Origin of the sequence: Ulvibacterium sp., assembly GCF_028285715.1 — a bacterium.
Lineage (GTDB): Bacteria > Bacteroidota > Bacteroidia > Flavobacteriales > Flavobacteriaceae > Ulvibacterium.
Genome location: NZ_JANQOO010000035.1, coordinates 734,687 through 753,867, shown reverse-complemented (window position 1 = coordinate 753,867; position 19,181 = coordinate 734,687). Strand labels below are relative to the sequence as shown.

17 protein-coding genes are annotated in these 19,181 nt (G+C 41.8%); 6 read left to right on the top strand and 11 right to left on the bottom strand.

Annotated elements, in window-relative coordinates:
- The first annotated feature begins 113 nt into the window (after positions 1-113).
- On the top strand, positions 114-683 hold the full coding sequence (locus Q0993_RS21240; protein ID WP_299537264.1) for a 2'-5' RNA ligase family protein: 570 nt from the start codon (positions 114-116) through the stop codon (positions 681-683).
- Between the two features lie 54 nt (positions 684-737).
- Here Q0993_RS21240 and Q0993_RS21235 read toward each other — a convergent pair whose 3' ends face one another.
- Together Q0993_RS21235 and Q0993_RS21230 are read right to left on the bottom strand one after the other, a co-directional pair.
- Positions 738-1,133, bottom strand: a complete 396-nt coding sequence (locus Q0993_RS21235) for a DUF779 domain-containing protein (RefSeq protein ID WP_299537261.1) — start codon at positions 1,131-1,133, stop codon at positions 738-740.
- The gene (locus Q0993_RS21230) at positions 1,105-2,628 is read right to left on the bottom strand and encodes an aldehyde dehydrogenase family protein (protein WP_299537258.1); all 1,524 of its coding nucleotides are present in this window, start codon (positions 2,626-2,628) and stop codon (positions 1,105-1,107) included. The genes Q0993_RS21235 and Q0993_RS21230 overlap by 29 nt, the downstream gene beginning before the upstream one ends.
- Positions 2,629-2,822: 194 nt before the next feature.
- On the opposite strand from Q0993_RS21230, the gene Q0993_RS21225 reads away from it, so the two are divergent.
- Positions 2,823-3,725 carry an AraC family transcriptional regulator gene (locus Q0993_RS21225; protein WP_299537255.1) on the top strand — a complete coding sequence of 301 codons (903 nt, stop codon included), beginning with the start codon at positions 2,823-2,825 and terminating at the stop codon, positions 3,723-3,725.
- A 13-nt stretch (positions 3,726-3,738) separates the two neighbouring features.
- On the opposite strand, the gene Q0993_RS21220 is transcribed toward Q0993_RS21225, so the two are convergent.
- The 7 genes from Q0993_RS21220 to Q0993_RS21190 all read right to left on the bottom strand — a co-directional run bounded on the left by Q0993_RS21220 (position 3,739) and on the right by Q0993_RS21190 (position 12,947).
- The gene (locus Q0993_RS21220) at positions 3,739-4,902 is read right to left on the bottom strand and encodes an FAD-dependent oxidoreductase (RefSeq protein WP_299537252.1); all 1,164 of its coding nucleotides are present in this window, start codon (positions 4,900-4,902) and stop codon (positions 3,739-3,741) included.
- 22 nt (positions 4,903-4,924) lie between these two features.
- A complete protein-coding gene (locus tag Q0993_RS21215; RefSeq protein ID WP_299537249.1) occupies positions 4,925-6,151 on the bottom strand; it encodes a lipase family protein in 1,227 nt (408 codons plus the stop codon).
- Positions 6,152-6,268: 117 nt separating this feature from the next.
- Positions 6,269-7,411 (bottom strand): AraC family transcriptional regulator, encoded by a 1,143-nt coding sequence (locus tag Q0993_RS21210; RefSeq protein WP_299537246.1) that lies wholly within the window; start codon positions 7,409-7,411, stop codon positions 6,269-6,271.
- Positions 7,412-7,778: 367 nt separating this feature from the next.
- Positions 7,779-8,603, bottom strand: coding sequence for a dienelactone hydrolase family protein (locus Q0993_RS21205; RefSeq protein WP_299537244.1), 825 nt, complete (start codon positions 8,601-8,603; stop codon positions 7,779-7,781).
- A gap of 201 nt (positions 8,604-8,804) precedes the next feature.
- The gene (locus Q0993_RS21200) at positions 8,805-11,453 is read right to left on the bottom strand and encodes a TonB-dependent receptor (RefSeq protein ID WP_299537241.1); all 2,649 of its coding nucleotides are present in this window, start codon (positions 11,451-11,453) and stop codon (positions 8,805-8,807) included.
- Positions 11,443-12,354: a FecR family protein gene (locus Q0993_RS21195; RefSeq protein WP_299537238.1), complete on the bottom strand. Its 912-nt coding sequence runs from the start codon at positions 12,352-12,354 to the stop codon at positions 11,443-11,445. Before Q0993_RS21195 ends, Q0993_RS21200 begins: the two co-directional genes overlap by 11 nt.
- 80 nt (positions 12,355-12,434) lie before the next feature.
- Complete coding sequence (locus Q0993_RS21190) at positions 12,435-12,947, bottom strand: RNA polymerase sigma factor (RefSeq protein WP_299537235.1); 513 nt, start codon at positions 12,945-12,947, stop codon at positions 12,435-12,437.
- Between the two features lie 78 nt (positions 12,948-13,025).
- Here Q0993_RS21190 and Q0993_RS21185 point away from each other — a divergent pair, with 78 nt between their 5' ends.
- The 4 genes from Q0993_RS21185 to Q0993_RS21170 are packed head-to-tail and all read left to right on the top strand — an operon-like array spanning position 13,026 to position 16,607.
- A complete protein-coding gene (locus Q0993_RS21185) occupies positions 13,026-13,589 on the top strand; it encodes a hypothetical protein (protein WP_299537233.1) in 564 nt (187 codons plus the stop codon).
- A complete protein-coding gene (locus Q0993_RS21180) occupies positions 13,541-14,602 on the top strand; it encodes a 7TM domain-containing protein (protein ID WP_299537231.1) in 1,062 nt (353 codons plus the stop codon). Before Q0993_RS21185 ends, Q0993_RS21180 begins: the two co-directional genes overlap by 49 nt.
- Before the next feature lies 1 nt (position 14,603).
- Positions 14,604-15,479 (top strand): sugar-transfer associated ATP-grasp domain-containing protein, encoded by an 876-nt coding sequence (locus tag Q0993_RS21175; RefSeq protein WP_299537228.1) that lies wholly within the window; start codon positions 14,604-14,606, stop codon positions 15,477-15,479.
- A gap of 9 nt (positions 15,480-15,488) precedes the next feature.
- Positions 15,489-16,607, top strand: coding sequence for a hypothetical protein (locus Q0993_RS21170; RefSeq protein ID WP_299537225.1), 1,119 nt, complete (start codon positions 15,489-15,491; stop codon positions 16,605-16,607).
- Positions 16,608-16,647: 40 nt separating this feature from the next.
- On the opposite strand, the gene Q0993_RS21165 is transcribed toward Q0993_RS21170, so the two are convergent.
- Both Q0993_RS21165 and Q0993_RS21160 read right to left on the bottom strand, forming a co-directional pair.
- Positions 16,648-17,346 carry a LytTR family DNA-binding domain-containing protein gene (locus Q0993_RS21165; protein ID WP_299537222.1) on the bottom strand — a complete coding sequence of 233 codons (699 nt, stop codon included), beginning with the start codon at positions 17,344-17,346 and terminating at the stop codon, positions 16,648-16,650.
- Positions 17,343-19,028 (bottom strand): histidine kinase, encoded by a 1,686-nt coding sequence (locus Q0993_RS21160; RefSeq protein WP_299537219.1) that lies wholly within the window; start codon positions 19,026-19,028, stop codon positions 17,343-17,345. The genes Q0993_RS21165 and Q0993_RS21160 overlap by 4 nt, the downstream gene beginning before the upstream one ends.
- Positions 19,029-19,181 lie beyond the last annotated feature (153 nt).

Here is a 19,181-nt window from a genome sequence, read left to right as displayed (position 1 = left end):
TTGCGATTTTTAAAATTGCCATGGGCCATCGCTTTGACCGCCATTTTGCTGATGTTCTATTACATTCTTTGTAATTCATCAAAACCTAAATTCGGTTTGTAGGTATCCATGCCATGAAGCAATTACGATTACCCATTTTTACATCTAAAATTAAGTACTATAATCTAAGAATAGTACCTCCGGACGGGGTGTTCGAAAGTGTAATGGAATTGAAAAGGGAATTTGCACGTACGTATGGGAAGCAACCACTCTCTCAATCCAAACCCCATATTACCCTGGCGAGTTTCAAAATGAATTCAAAACATCAAGACCTTCTTTTGGGGGTCTTTGACCAATTGTCGGAAAGAGCGGCCTTTAAATTACATATTGATGGATTCGGCGTGTTTGAAGGTTCACGCACATTGTACCTTAAAGTTCCAAAGAATGAGGCCATTTCCGAAATACATAAAAATGTGCAATACCTGTACGATCGACATCTTAAGGGAAAGCTGCGATCTTTCGTGATTTCGGATTATCCGCATATGACCATTTCCAAGACTACAGGCAAGAAAATGCTCTATGAAAGTCTATTGCATTTTCAGAAAGCCGGATATTCCAGGCATATCGAGGTTGAACATCTTACCTTGGTTTCTCGTTCAAAATACAGAACATGGGATTGGCAGCAACAAATTGAGCTATTCTGATCAAAGAACTCTTTTGAACCTATTGGAATAGGCGAAGTGTTTTGGTACTCTTATCTATCTTTCCTCCAAATCAAGAACCGACAACTCTTGCTCCGTAAATATTCGGGATTTTATCACAAACCTAAGGCCCATCGGAATCTCCAGGGAGAAACTGGAACCACGGCCTTTTACCACGTCGACCGTTAATTGCGTATGTTTCCAATACTCAAATTGATCTCTGGACATATGGAATTCGCAACCGTGAATATCCCCTAAATGGATGTCCGTATCGTTGAGCATAAGTTCTCCTTTAGGAAAGCACATGGGTGAGGAACCATCGCAACAGCCTCCACTTTGGTGAAACATTAGCGGGCCGTGTTGCTCCCGAAGGGAATCGATCACCCGCTCTGCTTCAGACGTTATCAGTACACGCTCTACCATTTTAAAAGAAGCCCATGGCCTTTTTATCATGCGAGATCAGCATGTTCTTCGTTTGTCTATAATGATTCAGCATCATTTTATGGGTTTCCCTACCAATACCGGACTTTTTATAGCCTCCAAATGGTGCATGGGCCGGATAGAGATGGTAACAGTTCACCCAGACACGCCCTGCCTGCACCTGTCGCGAAATTTGATACACTTGATGGGTATCGCGTGTCCATACCCCGGCACCTAGGCCATAAAGCGTATCGTTTGCAATTTGCAATGCTTCCGCCTCATCCTTAAACGTAGTGACGCAGGCCACCGGACCAAATATCTCTTCTTGGAATACTCGCATCTTATTGGATCCCTTAAGCAAGGTAGGCTTAATGTAATACCCTCCTTCCAAACCTTCATTATAGGCGGCGGCGCCTCCCGTAAGCACTTCACAGCCTTCGTCCTTACCTATGTCGATGTAGTTGAGGATTTTTTGGTACTGATCATTCGAGGCTTGGGCCCCCATCATGGTCGACGGGTCCAAGGGGTGCCCCAACTTTATGGCCTCCACACGTTCAATGACGCGTTCAATAAATGAATCATAGATACTTTCTTGGATAAGGATTCTTGAAGGGCAGGTACAGACCTCTCCTTGGTTTAAGGCAAACATTGCGGCCCCCTCCAAGCACTTATCAAAGAACTCATCATCAGCATCCATAATACTTTCAAAGAAGATATTGGGGCTCTTTCCGCCCAATTCCAAAGTAACCGGTATTATGTTCTTAGAGGCATATTGCATAATCAATTGCCCTGTGGTAGTCTCTCCCGTAAAGGCAATCTTATTGATGCGTGGACTTGATGCAAGGGGTTTGCCTGCCTCAATACCAAATCCATTTACGACGTTCAATACGCCGGCAGGAAGAATACTTTCGATCAACTCCATTAAAATCATGATACCGACAGGTGTCTGTTCAGCGGGTTTCAGAACTACACAATTGCCAGCGGCCAAGGCGGGGGCCACCTTCCATGCGGCCATTAATAATGGGAAATTCCAAGGAATAATCTGTCCAACCACGCCTAGGGGTTCCTTAACGTTCATGGAAAGGGTATGGGCATCCAATTCGCTCACTGTTCCTTCCTCGGCACGTATAACACCGGCAAAATATCTAAAATGGTCAATGGCCAGAGGCAAGTCCGCCGCCATGGTCTCCCGCAATGCTTTTCCATTGTCCCAGGTTTCGGCCCTTGCCAATGCTTCTAGGTTACGCTCCATAATATCGGCAATTTTTAAAAGCAGATTGCTGCGCTCGGTGGCCGAACTATTGTTCCAGGCCGGAGCGGCCGACCATGCAGCCTCGATGGCCAGATCAATGTCCTCGGCGGTAGAACGGGCCACCTTTGTAAAACTATTGCCATCTACCGGCGAAATGTTCTCAAAATATTGACCCTTAACAGGTGCGGTCCATTTTCCACCAATATAATTGTCGTACTGGTTTTTAAACTTCGGTTTTACATGGGCCGTTTTTTCGATTGCACTTACATCACTCATAATTTCTATTTTTTTGATTATTGTCTAAATAACTGATTGACAATTTACTATGGACAAGACCCAAAATCCCTGAACAATTCTATTAATCTTGTGAACAATTCTATCAAATTTTACATTTTTGATAAAAAATATGTATCTTTTATTCAAAAATGTTTGATATTGTTTTGAAATTTTGAAAAATCCTTAAACAATCTATGCGATTATCAAATTCTTTTTATCAATCTAGAAAACTGGTGGATTTGGTGGAAAACCAAACTTCCTATGAGTTGGATGACTCTGCGATGCATATTTTTGAAACGCATTTACGTGCAGAACGGGTACAACTACAATTCGGTACCCCTGTATTGGCCAGTATGTTCCAAGGGAAAAAGATTATGCATTTGAGGGATAAACCTTCTTTTGAATTTTTACCAGGAGAATCGCTGATCTTACCGGCTGATGAATTGATGAGTATTGATTTTCCGGAGGCCCGAGAGGACAATCCAACACGTTGTTTGGCCATGGAAATCGGAAAAAATCAATTGGCCCATGTGATTGCCATCATGAATGATAGTATGACACGATCCGATGGTCAAGAGTGGAATCTTATGGACTATAATTTTCACTTTACCAACGACCCCAGCATTTATCAGATTTTACAACGCTTGGTATATTTGTATACCGAGAATCACCCCTCCAAGGATTTTTTCGTTTCCAACATGCTCCAAGAGTTGGTCATACGTATATTACAGGCCAATGCTCGAAAAGCCTATCAAAACGATACTAGAGAACTCTCGGGCAGTAAACGCTTGGCCTATATTGTGCAATATATACGAGAAAACCTCCGAAACCCATTATCCATAAAGGAACTTAGCGAAAAAGCCTGTATGAGCGAAAGCCATTTCTACAAGGTATTTAAACAGGAAATGGGGATTTCCCCGACTGACCTTATCAATGAAGAGCGCATCAACAGGGCGACACAGCTTTTAAAAGATCCCTACTGTGATTTAACCGAGGTTTTTCTAGCCTGTGGGTTTACCAACCGCTCGTATTTTAACCGGATGTTCAAACGGTTAAAAGGAATAAGCCCAAACAGCTACCGGAATCGTTTTATGTAAGCTGGCAGTACATTTAACCAAGCAATGCTTCGACCACCCTTTTGGCGGAGCGTGCGGCCGCATGTACGCTGCTCCAGTCCTCACCTGTAGTATAGGCATCACCGGCAAAAAACAATTGATTCCCCACGGATTCCCCAAGGGTACGGACTCTTCGCCAATCTTCGTGGTCAACAAGATATGCACCATTGGCAAAAGGAGCTTCATTCCAGTTTTGGAAAAGGTGTTTCACATAGTTGGCCGAAGCTTGGCCATCGAACAGCGCATCCAATTCCGTCAGCATATAGTCAAGTAAATTGTCATCCGATAAGTTTACATAAGGCAGGGTACCCGTCCCAACTGCAAATAGACCTAATATGTTTTGGGCGGTATTTTGACCATAAGCGGCATCATAATACAATTTTTGTCCATCGGTTTCCGGCGTGATATCAAAACCAATAAATGTGGGGTAAAACTTTTCAGAGAATTCGATAAAGGCTTTACAGCCATCCCATACCGTTACATTATTGATGGCATCTTGCTTTTCCGAAGGCAGTTCAGGGATAAAGGCAATGGTTCCTTTCTGTAGCATTTTCACAGGAACCGTAACAATAACCCGATTCGCGGAAAATTCCCCATTTGTAGTTTGGACAATGACCTGTTCACCCGAGTAGTCTATGGTTTTCACTATTTGACCATACGATATCCTGTCCCTAACAAATGGGGTGATGTACGCTTCAAAAAAATCATACCACGTAGCATTGACAAATTTTTGGTCAATGGTAAAGCCGATATCTGCAACACTCACTCGCCTACCTTCAAAGACACCATAATCCATATTGGGATCGTAGGGCGTAGTATGGATACTGACCGTAGTGGATGGGTCATTGACAATTTCATCAAAAACGCCTCTTTCCACATGTAACCACTCGGCACCCAAGGGAATGGGGAAGTCGGCAAAATCAGTGGTTCGAATCATTCGACCACCATAGTGCGATGCCGCTTCCAAAATTTGAACATCTACCCGCCGTTGACGCAACAAATAGGCTGCCGATAGACCGGCTGCCCCTGCACCGATGATAATGACGGTATCCGAGGCTTCCAATATGGGTTCATCTTTGCTACAAGAACCAAAAGCGGCCTGGATAGGTAGGCCTACCCCTAAAATTCCGCAAAGTTGTACAAATTCATTTCGTGTCATATCGATATAATTAAATCATGTATTATAAATTATTGAAATCATTCAAAGTGGTTACCACATAATCATATAATGGGGTATAATGGTCTTCTTCAGCATATTCATAGAGCGTGGAATTGGCCCCAACAGATTGAAATTGGGCATGCGCATTTATTGAATTGTAGTGCGGCACAATCGCATCTGCTGTTCCAGAATGAAAAAACAAACTTCCGACAGGCATCCAATCCTTAATCAAGGAATTTTCCTGTACTGCTTCAATAAACGGAGCATTGGTCCCATCATTGAAACTTTGAATAAATGCAGCCATAAAAACTTCATTAGGTTTATTGGAAGGAACATATAGGGCATCTATCTGATGGGTCACCGGGTAGCTCCAAATGTCTTGATTGGATTGGTTTAAAGAGGTAACAAATTTGTTCAGGGCATACATGCCCCAACTGTAAATAGAGAGGTTGTCCCAAGCTTGGGCGTTGTTTTCCAATACATCCGAAAAGAAAGCGGAATAGTCATAAGGCCCTGCTAACAGTGAACTCCCCTTGACCACAAACTCATCTGGATATTTTAACTGCAAATACTTATGTGTGGCAAGACCTGCACCACCACCTTCGGACCAGCCCGTCAAAAAAACGGCATTAGAAAAGCCAATCGAAAGCTCATTTAACAGATTTTTGGTAGCTCGAATCATGTCCACGGACACTTCGGCCAGCTCGTGGTGTACGGTATACGGATGTTCCAAATGGGAGGTTTCCCCATAACCGGTATAATCTGGCAGGGAAACCACATAACCGTTAGAGGCCATTACGGCACCAATAAAACTGGTTTCCACATTGTTTTCCGTACTACCTCCCGTATAGTTTGAAGGTACTTCATGCTCAGATCCGGATTCAGGTATGATCGTGCCATGATGATGCTGAATGAGCGGCAAAGCAGCTGAAGCGTTTTGGGGAATCAACACCAAACCGGTTACCTGGGTTGATTCTCCTTTATAAAGTGAATTATAGACTATTTTATAAAATGCTACATCCTTTGTTGTAAGAGTAGATACATCTCCAATAGTTGAACCATTGGAAGCAATTTCGCTTGCAGTTATGCGCCCACTTTGTTGATACGAAATGAGCAATCCTCTTTCAGTAGAAGAGGAATTGGTAACAACTACAGGTGTGGAATCCTCTTGAGAACAGGCACTGAGAAGGGTTATTAACCACAAGAGTAATAAGGCCATAACACTGTTTTTAAATAATGGTGTTTTCATTTATGAGGCATTCGAAATCTATCTTTCCATTGGTTTCCTGACAAAAATCATCGTTCCAAGTCGTTTGTTAGTACGAAAAGGCCCAAACTGTGGAAAGTCGGACGAATTTAAAAGGGTTTAAGCCTGCCGTCGTTTAAAGGTGGAGGGGGTTTCATTGGTAAATTTTTTAAATACGGCATTGAAGGTAGATTTTGAGTTGAATCCACTTTCCAGGGCAATTCCCATTATGGTGTAGTTTTTATAATCAGTATCCATCAATTTTTCCTTTACGGACGCTATCCTATGGAAGTTTATGAATTCGAAAAAACTCTTTTTCTCTTTTTCCTTGATGATCTGCGAAAGGTAACCGCTACTGATTTGTAAGCGTTCCGAAAGCTTATCCAAGGTTAAGTCGACATCTTCATATATTTTTTCATCCTGAAGCAATGTCATTAACTGGCTATAATACGCATTCGTGTTGTCCGAGAGTTTACCGGAAATGGGTGCCACTTTGCCCGTATAGTTTTTTAAGGGGGCGATTTCAAACCAACCGTATTGCAATATCAGGAAATAACCTATGGCAAATAGAAGTAACACAAAGCCCACAACAACAATGGCAAACGTGGATTCAGAAGCGTCGTAATAGCCAAGTACATATTGTAAGAAACTAATGCCCCCCAAAACCACTCCCAGAAACACCAAGGCTAAAAATACCTGTAGCCATCTAAGGCTTTTTCTTTCTGTGGTGGAGTAGTTGTCGTAAAGAAATTTTTGGTACTGATTGACTTTCCGCAAAGCCAATGGTAAAAACACCATTGCCGTAAAGACACATAAAAACCACCCTAAAATGATGATATAGTCCTCCGCAATGGCAATATGATCCGAATCTTTTAAAAATAGATTTACGGGGATGTAAGTCGTCTCCAATAGTAGTTCCAAGGCAATGGCCCATAAGCCCAACTTCTCAAACTTGGAAAGTCGGTGTTTAGGTTGCACCAGAAACAAGACGAAATAGAAGATTCCAACTGGAATGGTCGTTCGAATATACAGGGGTGCATATTGAATCCAAACAGGTATTTTATCTTCCAGGTCCAACCAATAGACAAATTCATAAGCTAAAATGACACAAATGCCCAATAAGGCCATAGCCAGATACCTGTTGGATTTGGAATTCAGGTTTTTATTACACAGTAATATCAATGCCAATAGTACGCCATGCAGTGTGGACATTAAAATGACCCCGGAAAAAAAACCAATGCCCAAATAGTCCTGAAAATCCATCTATTTAACTCACATTACTTATCAAAACCTGTATTCAACATTTGAAATAGTTATGGATTCCAATATAATCAAAATCGCGGGAGTCTCTAAAAGGCAGGAATCAACTATACCCTAATGAAATTGAGTAAGAAGTTCGCGGATATCTATATATAGCGTCATATCCAAAGTTGGTCAGCTTTGGGCCGTTCTAAGCAAAGTTGAAGGGTAGGGTGTGTGAAAATTCATCCGGGGTTTACATGCCCAGAGCTTCATAAACAGTTTGATTGTTGGGATAGCCTATCTTCAAAATAGTAGAAAAGCGAATAAATTTTCAAAAGGGTTTTAGTTGACAAATCCGGCAATGCATTTAATTGAACCCGGACTTCTTTTAAAACGCTTCTAAAAATAGCTGTTGTAAGCTTGCCCAGGATTTCGCATCGGCATCGGCGTCATAGGCCAATGGCAAACTGAATTTCTCCCCATTGGCATCGGCCTCTTTGCTGGTGAAGCTATGTTTCACACCTGGATACGATAAATAGGTATAGTCCGCATTTAAGGAGTCCAGTGCACTTTTAAATGCCGTCACAGATTCTGGACTTATAAAGGGATCATCCGCCCCATTACAAACCAAAATCTTCGCCTTAAGTTTATCGTTGGGCATTATGGGCAATTGTACCCCGCTATGGAAGGCGGCAACCGCATCCAAATCTGCCCCGGAATTAGCCATGGTCAAGACCACACTGCCTCCAAAACAGTAACCTATGGCGCCAATCTTTTCCCCATCTACGGAAGTATGGGATTTTAATACTTCCATGCCCGCATTAAAACGGGCCGTGGCCTCGGGCAGATTGGTCATTACACTCATCGCAAACTTTCCTGCGTCATCGGGATGGTCGGCCAGTTTTCCATCACCATACATATCAACGGCCAGTGCCGTATACCCCAGTTCGGCCAACATATCCGCACGTTGCCTGACGTAATCATTATGTCCCCACCATTCATGGACTATTAATACACCGGGACGCTTTTCCTTGGAATTCACATCGTAAGCCATGTACCCTTTAAGATTAGTTGAATCCGTAGCATAGGACACTTCTTCTCCCTGAACCAGTATAGGAAGTTCTTCGGGAATTTTCTTGGACTCTGTTTTGGATTTACAAGATCCGAGGATTGCCAAGCCTGCAATAAGAAAAAGAGTTATATAATTTTTCATGCTCACATAGTTTAAGTATGTCTAAAGATAATCAATCAATTGTTGAAATTTCCATTAAAGATGAATTAGAGATTCGTACGGGTCTGTGACAAAAGAAAATCGACTTGATTTTTGAAGAACAAAGCCACCAAATTGCACCGTTATCCCTACATCCTTTACTTAAATTGGGGTGTTTGGGGTTGAACTGTATGCCATGGGTGCTTAAAAATAAAAACGCAATAAAAAATTGGGGGTAAATCCTAGTGACAATTGCTCTAATTGATCAATTTCTTGTATTCCTGTCTGCGGATTGTCATCTACACGATAAAAAACAGAAAGTGGTACTTGCCGCGCATATAGGTTTTGCAATGATATTCCTAAAGTACCTCGGTGATTTTTTCGAGAAGATAGTCTAAATTGATATTGTGCCGAGGCATCCAAACGATGGTAATTGGGCAATCGTTGACTATTTATGGGTCCAAATACTATATCACCTCCAATGGTGTTGAATCCGGTGACGGGCGTAAAGGGAGCGCCGGTCCTAAAATTCCACCCCAATGAAAATTGCCAATTGCCCTTCTCATACGTATTTGAAAGCGCAAAATTATGAGTGATATCATTATTGCCCGGGAACTTGGTATCTGCTAATTCATCAAAGCGATAATCAACGGAATTATAGGTATATCCCAACCAAATGCGGCAGTCCCCCCATTGTTTCTTGATCAAAAAATCGACTCCAAGGATAGAACTGGTCCCCTGTGAATATTCTTCCGAAGCATTCGTAAACCCGTTGGTAAATGAAGTGAGGCCATCGATTTTTTTTAAGTAACCATCCAAATCAATCGTCCATCCTTTGGCGTACAATAGGATTCCTGTGGAAAATTGCTCACTTGTCAACAACGGAAAATCGTTATTATCCGTCAAGGTCCAAATACCACTCTGCAAACGAAGGCGGGTATCATCAAATTCCACCAATTGGCTGAGCGTCTGGAATCTTTTTTCACCGGTCAATTTGAGTCTTACCCCTTTTCCCAAAGGATATTCAATATTTAGCCGTGGTTCAAAATACCTCCCACTCAACAATGAAAATGTCGACGCTCGCAGACCAACGCTGATCAACCCGCTGTCCTTGGAGCGATAATAATAAGTGGCATATAATGAATTGGAGTTATTTTTTTTATCTGAAATCTCGTTGAAATCGCGCTCATCCTCTGACTCCACTCCTTCTTGGTCTTCATCTTCTGGTTCAATATCTTCCGTTCCCAATTCATCGCGAAAAATTTGATAGAAAACTTCATTTTGGGATAATTGAAACCCTAGTTTCAAGGTATGTTTTTTATAGAAATCATAGGCAATATGCACATCCATCCCATAATCGGAAACTGAATTCCGCCTAAGGTTTTCCTCTTCAACATCTTGCCCTTCAAAAAATTGGTTGCGATATCTGCTATCATATTTGGAGTAATAACCACTAATGCCATGGTGCCACTTACCGGCTTTTAAGCCACTCCAATCAAGGCTTAGACCTCGGTTTTCCGTGGCCAAGGCATCTTGGGATAGATTTTCATCATCGAGCAAGCGAAAATCAAGGTCATTTTTGGTTAGCAATCCACTAATATAAATACTATCATTCTCTGAAGGTTTTAGGATGAGCTTTACATTGGTGTCATAAAAGAAAAAGGTTTCTTCACCTTCTACAAGGCCTTCCTGATCTTCTTCATCTTCGACTACCTGGCCAGCCGCATCATTTACCACTATGGTATTTTGAAAGACCTTTTCGGAAATGGCGTCTATGGTGGGTGTACCCAGCCCCTCTATATCGGCATAGGAACGTCGGCCGGAGATTACCAATCCGATAGACTCGGCCAATCTTGCCTTTACAAAGGCATCTGCTTGGGTGCCATTCAATCCCATCCCTATAGTCGTTTTTGTTGGTACTTGAGTTTCTCCCTGAATATCGATAACCCCTGCAACACGGTCACCGTACTCCGCGCTGGCCCCACCCTTAAAAATGGTTGCCTTAGTCGTGATATTGGGGTTAAATATGGAAATCATACCAAAGAAATGACCTGTATTGTACATTTTGATACCATCATACAAAATCAAGTTTTGATCTGCTGAACCACCACGAATCTGAATGTCGGAAATCGTTTCATTGATACTCGTAATGCCCGGGACCCACTGAGCGGATCGGAAGATATCCGACTCGGTCAAACCTGGTAAGATGCCCTGTGTCCCAGAGTTCAAAACCAGGGACCCATCCTTGTTTTTATCAATCCCATTGATGAGATAGGATTTTACAATGACCTCTTTCAATGATTCAATCCGGGGACTTAAGAATAGATTCTTGCAATCATTTTTATTAAAATCCGAAGGGTGAACCAATAGATTCGTGTATCCCACATATTGTATCAATATTCCGTTGGTCAGGTTTTCATTTTCAATCCTGAAATACCCGTTCTCGTTAGTGATAAACCCCTTTGTAGTACCCTTGATGACAATGGTGGCATAGGGGAGGGGCTTTTTGGTAATCTGGTCGAACAAATAACCACAAATAGAAAGCGCCTGACCTGGGACACTAATGATGACTTGTTTTTCACCAATACGTTCAAAGGTAAGTTGGGTAGCCTCACCCAAAAAAATGAGTAGTTCGTCAATATGTATAGATTTGTTTGTCTTGGTTACGGACCTATCGGCTATTAGCTCATCCGAAAATGAAAAGAGCAATCCGGTTTTTTGTTCCAAATCCAGCAATACCGATTTCAAGGGTGTATTTGTATAATCTACCTCGATAATCTGCTGTGCGCAAACTGTCGATAAAGAAAATAACATAAAGAAGAGTGAAAAAAATCTGCTACGATTAGCGTGCATTAAGAATTACAGTTTTTTGGTCTTCAGACAGTTCATATTCGATACCCATGGGAACAAAAACGGATTTTAATGCAAGCTCCAGATCGTCATGCACAAAAGTACCGGTGAAATGGCCTTGAACCACATCAGGAGTATGGTCAAATGAAATATTGTATTGCAATTCCAATTCGTTCATCACCATCAAAAGCTCCGTATTGGAAAAACGAGTGCTTCCAGTTTTCCAAAGGGGACTGGTATCACCGTGTTTATATTCCAATAAAATACTTCCTTTTAATTGAACGGCATCGCCGGCATTTAAGTATGCTTCGTGCTGTTCGGGCTCATTTTCATAACGTACCCGACCTTCATAGCAATATAGTTCAAATGATAGGGGCCTTGCCTTAACATTGAATTCTGTGCCGAGCACGTTAATGGTGCCAGATTCCGTATCCACGCTAAAGCCATCACCCTGGGTAACCTTAAAGAAACCCTCCCCATTTAGGGTTACTGCCTTATTGTCCATCCAAAAGAAACGTCCATGGGATAATGTCGATTTTGCATTTAAGGTCACTTCGGTGCCATCCGGCAATGAAACCATCAACTTTTCGCCAATGGCGGTAGTGTAAGTTACTTTACTGAAAAACAAGCCAAAAATCACCAAAACCGAAGCTGCGATGCCTACAGCATAGTGCAGCGGTCTTAAACGTACTACTTTGTTGGGCTTTTGGTGTTCAATGCTTTCCCAAACACGTTTACGAAGCGCTTCTTTATCAAAGATGGGTTTTTGAAAGGCCCCTAAGCCCTGTGACAAACGCTGATATTCGGCATATTCCGATGATGCCTCAAATTCTGCGCGCTCAGCTTCGGTCAGCTCACCTATGAGCCAACGTGCCATTATAGTATCATCTTTTTCTTCGAACATAGTTTTGTTTCAATACTAAGGCTGTGCTTGTTCGCATAAAAAAGGAACAGGCCAATCTTATTTTACCCTACCCCTAATCACTAAATATTTTTTACCGTCTTCCGTAATTTGACCAATGCCTTATGCATTCGTTTTTCTACAGCTTTTTGGGAAACTCCCAAAAACTCGGCGATCTCCTTATAGGTCATTTGATCCATCCGGTTCAATAAAAACACCTCTCGTTGTCCTTCGGGTAAATCCGCTATGGCGTTTTGCAACCGTTCCATAAACTCTTTTTCCTCCAATTGAAATTCCGGGGTTTCGGTATTGGAATTTTTCTTTGACCGTTTGGCATACTTTAACACCACTTTTTGGTGCTCCACTTGATTGTAAAATGCATTTTTGGCCACTGTGAACAGAAACCCTCTAGCTTTTTCCAATAAAACCTTTTTGCAGTTTTTCCACAATTTGATGAAAGCTTCCTGTACCAAATCCTCGGCCTGTTGTATATCACCACACTGATAGTACAGGTAATTGCGTAGGGGTTCTGAATTTAAATCGAACAGTTCGTTAAAAACCCTTTTGTCGCAAACAGACTTTTCGCTTTGGCTCATGAAAAGATTTTTTTTCTAAGGGGGTGGGGTGAATTCAAAGTATCCTGTTCTATTGTCAAAACTAAAAAAATCTTAGTTATGAATGTCCCAAAGCAATTTAAGTTCATTCTTATTGGTCTAGGTCTATTGGCTTTGACCGCCATGGTCTACAAAATCAATTTGTTGTCAAAAAACAGAAACACGTTTCAGGCCGATGAAAGTTACCATATTGCCTATCGCTATTTTTTTAAGACCGCTACGGGCGGCACCTTTGTCAAAACCTATTTGCCAAAGAACAATGCCCGACAACAAATTACGGCCCAAAAGAATCGCATGCCCAAAGCTGTACAGTTTTCAATATTGGCCGATGAATCGAACATTAGGGGCAATTGGTCGACCAAGGTTGAAAATGCCTATGAAAACGTAAGCTATTCTTTTTTATTCAAGGGCAAAAGCCAAATTTTCGAGTTGACCAAAAACTTCAAACCGTATCCTAGCGATATGGAAAGGTATTTGACCGCTACTCAAAACATTCAGGTTGCTGCCATTCCAATTGCCCAACTGGCAATGGACTTGAAGAGGGGAACCACCTCGGATAAGGAAACTATTAAAGCTTGTTCAACTATGTTTACGATATTCCCTCCGCACCCATTATTACCTTAACGGATGCGCTGAGCACATTGGAACGCAATGAGGCATCTTGCAATGGTAAAAGCCGTTTACTGGTGGCATTGGCAAGAAATTTGGGATATCCGGCCCGCATTAAGGGAGGGATTATTTTGACGGAATCGAATAAGCGGACCTCCCACGCATGGACCGAGCTTTTCATCAATGGGGCCTGGGTTCCCTTTGATGCCCTGAACGGACATTTTGCTTATTTACCAGCAAATTACCTGGAACTATATGAGGGTGATGCTTTTTTGGTCACTCATAGTCCTGGTATTCAGTTTGACTATTCCTATGAAATCAATAAGCAAGAATCATTGTCAATACTCAATGAAGAAGCGGAAGATGCGGAAAAAGTGACTACATTTTCCCTCTGGGGCTTGGTCAAGAACAAGTCCATTTCAAAGAAAAATCTTTTTTTACTGCTGATGCTTCCTTTGGGCGGATTGATCGTTGCCCTATTGCGAAATATTGTCGGTATCCGCACTTTTGGAGTATTCTTGCCCGTCCTTATCGCCTTTTCGTTGCTCGAGACCGGTTTTACAACGGGTATGGTGCTATTTATGTTCTTGATCCTATTTGTTGGGCTAATCACCCGCCCCTTTGATAACATGGGTTTGCTGCATACACCAAAATTGGTCATTTCATTGACCTTAATGGTCTTGGTCATGGCATTAGGCAATTATTTGGGCATTTCGTTTGGAATTGATTGGTTGAGTTCGTTGACGCTTTTCCCTACCATCATCTTGACCATATCGGCAGAGCGGTTTTCAAAGCTAATCGTGGAAGACGGATTTCAAAAAGCCACAGGCACCTTACTGCAAACGTTATGGGCGGTAAGTATTTGCTTTTTGCTTTTTTCTATAAAGGGATTGGACACGCTTTTGATTCTCTTCCCAGAACTTTTGCTGTTGGTTATCGTTGCTTGTATGCTATTGGGCAGATATGTGGGCCTTAGATGGACGGAACTCTTCAGATTTCAACCCTTATTGAATTCCAAACTTGCCTAGTATGTTAAAGAAGATATTCTTGGTCAACAACCCCAAGGGAGTCATTGGCCTCAATCGCCGCAATATAGAATTCATTTATCCCCATAACAAACGCAAATACTACACTTTGGCAGATGACAAGGTGAAGGCCAAAATGATTTTGCATAGAAACAACATTGCCTGCGCCCAAACCTATGCCGTTATTGATCGGATTAGCCAAATCCGGGTCAAATGGGCGAGTTTGCAAAACCACGAGACTTTGGTCATCAAACCCGCAAAAGGCTGTGGTGGTGGCGGTATCAAGATTTTGAAAAAAATCAGGAATGGGCAATGGCAGAGTAGCGGTAAGACCTTGACCGATGCCCAAATCTTCCAACACATCACAAGCATTATTTCCGGCCTGTTTTCCATGGGTTCCAATGACGCCTGCCTGATTGAGGAATGTATAGTACCACACTTGTTTTTTGCTAAAATCTATGATGAAGGTGTCCCTGATTTTCGAATCATCACCTTAAAGGAAAAGCCTTTGATGGCTATGTTGCGTATGCCGACTTCAAGGTCCGATGGCAAGGCCAACCTACACCAAAAAGGGGTGGGTATTGGAGTGGATATGAAAAAAGGTACTCTGACACAGGTATATGATGGTAAAACCTATTCAAATCACCATCCGGATAATGAAAACAAGGTAAATGGTATGAAAATACCGTATTGGCCCACTATGCTGCAGCTCGCCAAAAAAACGGCCCAGGCCTTTCCCTTGGAATATCTGGGCATAGACTTGGTCATAGACAAGGTCAAAGGCCCCCAAATCATGGAGGTCAATGTACGTCCAGGCTTAGGCATCCAACTTGTCAATAAATGTGGTTTGCAATCCACTTTACAACAGTATTCCCTTTAAAAATGAATCATGAAAAATAGACTTTTGCCCATCTTATTTTTGATCAGTGTATTTGGTTTTGCTCAAGAACGGCATCGCTTTGAAGCGGGTAGTCAAGCCGGATACGAATACAATTATTTTAAAAGCCCAGACCAATTACTGATCGATGGTTCGCTTTTGGATGAAAACGATCTGATTGTCAGTAGTGAATTTCTTGACGTGTTCTTTGATTATGATTACCGCTACAGGTGGAAAGGCCATCGCCTTCGTACTTCAATATCACCTTATGCACGGTTGTTTCAAGAAAATAGATCCGACAGTTATTGGAGCTTGGATGCAGCCCTAAAATACGATTACAAGCTTTCTAAAAAATCGAGGTTTTTAGCTGAAATCAATTTTGAACGGATGAACCGTGATGGATTGGACGGCGCACAGGATATACTGGTGAATCCATTGGGGTATACCAATTATGGGGGAACTACAGGTTTGTCCTTTGAACCCATTCAAAAGAACAAGACCATCCTTGAGGGTTTTTACAACTTTAAGAATTTTGATGCCTATGGGATACGCGACCTGCAATTCAATGAATATGGGCTACGGCTGGCCACCAAACAGGAATTTAAAATCGGTCGCCAGGAACATGCTTTTGGTTTAACGGCATACTACAAAAAGCGATTGTACAACACCTTCAATGCCGAAGATAATCCCCAAATTGGGCAACGCGATTGGGACTACACCAAAATAACGGCAATTTATGAATTCCCTATAGGCAACAATTTGGAGCTTCAACCACAATTGACATATTATGGACGCTTTGACCGACTGGAAAATCGTTCTGGTTTCAACCAGTATGGCCCGGGATTGCGTTTCCGATTTGATAATGATAAAACCAAAATCAGTGCGGCAGCTAAATATTATGTACGGGACTATACTATTCTTGAGGCACCTGGGTCCCAAGGAGAAAATCTGCGCTATCAATATACCGATGTATCCTTAAGGTTTGAACATATCTTGCCCATTAAGGGATTGCTATTCACGGGTACGGTCTATAGTCGTTTTCGGGAAACCAATACCGTTAATTTATCCTCACGATCTTTTCGTGGGTATACCAACCAATATGCCGGAGTCGGGTTATCCTGGAGATTGTAGTAATTGATATCCTTTGCTTGGCCAAGCCAGCCAAGGTATTTTAAATCCACTTCGCCTTGAGGTCCTTATATTTTGTCCTTCCGATAGGAATACGCAACCCATTTCGTAGCTCGGCCATATATTTACTTCCAGAGGCCACACTTATGTGCGTTACCTCGGACATCTTTACGAGGTATGACTTGTGGATGCGCTCAAAAGAATAGGATAACAGCTGTTCCAGTTTTTCAAGCGACTTATCATGCAATTCTTTGGTTCCATCTTCCAAAAATAATTCGGAATAGGCGCCAGCTCCTTTTATATATACTAAATCCGCAATAGGTACCAGCTGTATGCCGCCTCTTTTTTTTACGGCCAAAAACTTAATCGTATTGTTCTTCGTTTTTTCCTTGGTATATATCCGGTTAAAGGCTTGTGCCAATCGCTCCTGGTTGAAAGGTTTGGGAACAAAATCCAAAACCCCATATTCAAAAGCGGTGATTGCCTGATCTCTATAGGCGGAAATAATAATCGTGTGAAACGATTCGGAAACTGCGGAGGTAAGCAGATCAAAACCGCTACTGCCGTTAAGGTTCAGATCCAAAAGAACGAGGTCTAATTCGTTATTTCGAATAAACGTCATGGCCTCTTGAAGCGTGTTGATATGCTTTAGGGATTGCAAACCATTTGCAAAAATAGCACGGGTCATGCGTTCAATTCTTTTGGCAATCCTGGACTCATCCTCAACGATTAAAATATTCATCTTCTAGGCATAATTTTTATAGTACTTTTCCACCCGTGATTTACCTGTCCCGAAGTGAGTTCCCACTGTCCTTGATAGCTTTCGGTAAGTCGGGCCTTGATATAACGCAGTCCCGTGCCTTCCTTTCTTGTATTCGCATCTTGTGGTATGGGAGAGGCAAAGGTCAAAAAGGTATAACATTTATAAGCTTTGGTCGATTCAAAAATCAGTTTAAATTGAATACGGTTACCTTCCAAAGGCATGCTATGTGTAATTCCGTTTTCCAATAAGGTATGAAGAATCCCAGGAGGTATTTTTTGTCCGGGGTCTATACCTTCCTCTTCCCAAACATAGCATATTTCCTTGCGATACCCCATAATGTCCAAATGCGCACGACAAAGTGCAATTTCCTGTTCAATCGGTATTAGGGTTTGGTTTTCAATCTGATTTAAAAGATCAAATTCCTTTGCCAGGGCTTCTATGAACAGAACGCCTTTCTTCGGGGCCTCTTCTATCCAATCGATCAAAGAGGTAAGCGTATTCATTAAAAAATGGGGTCGAATATTTTTTTTCAATAATTCCAAACGAAGTCGCGTGGATTGTACCAAGGAATTTTCATAGGCCAGGCGTTGTTCTTTGATTCGAAGTGAAAGCAAGTACATCATATTAAGCAGAATAAGGCTAAAGCCCGTAAAAAGACTCACATTAAATGAGACAGAATACCCTATGAATAAGCAAAGGAATAGCGTAAGCAGCACCAGAACGGCACCTTTTGCCTTTTTATATATTCCGAAAACCGCTATACCCAAAGCAAACACCCAAAGGCAGATTACCATGGATAAGATTGTAAAATCAAAGAAATGTTGTTTAGTGATGAAAAAATAAACTAGAATTCCCGTATAAATTCCCAGGAAAAACTTCCGTTTGGGGTAGGGGAACTGTATGGACAAATAGAGTGGAATTAAAAAAGAAATACCGAACATTAGACTGGTAATGACCTCTAGGCGTATCACATGTAGACTATAATGAATCGGCAAGGTGGTTCTCACAAAGTGGGTCATCGTTAGGCCAAAGAAGAGAAAACAACTGATACTAAAAATGAGCATGGGATATTCTTTTTTATTGCCTAGAAATAGAAAAAGAAAGTATATGGAAGCTACCAGAAAGGCCCCGGCAAAAACGTGCATGTATGAGTTTTGAATGAGTCTTTGGGTTACCAAATCATTATAGTTATCTATTTTTAGGTCATAAATTCCAACGTGATCCGGAAAATAATAATTACTCAGGCGCATGGCCATAACGTGTTCGCCTTCATTTGTCAAATGGATAGGAATGCTGAAGGTAGTCCATAATTCACCTTCTGCGGGTAAATCTGCTTCTTGGCCGGGATTTCCATTTTTACCGATCAAAACCCCGTCCCAAAAAACCTCATACTCGGCATAGACTTCTAACCGAAGACCATAGGGCCGCAAGGATCCCGGGGCCTTAAGTATATCGATTTTTGTTCTTGACCAGAATACCTCACCATCGGCCACATAGGTCAAATCACTTTTCCAGTGCCCATCGCTCAAGTCTTTGGCCGCCCATTCTGGCTGATCACCTATCCGAAATAGGGTCCCATATTCCTTAAAAACAGGTTCTTGGGAAAATGATACCACAGGTAGTAAAGGCAAAAGAAGACCAAACAAAAATCCCCAATTCATTTTTAATGGTTTTACCAATCTAAGATATCCATTATAGATGGCTTCTTGGAGCAGTTCATTAGTTTATAGAGCAGTTGGCATAATTTTGATTGGAAAGCTGCAAATCAAAAACCAGATTTGCAGTATCAAAAGTCATGAAATCCATCGCATCTG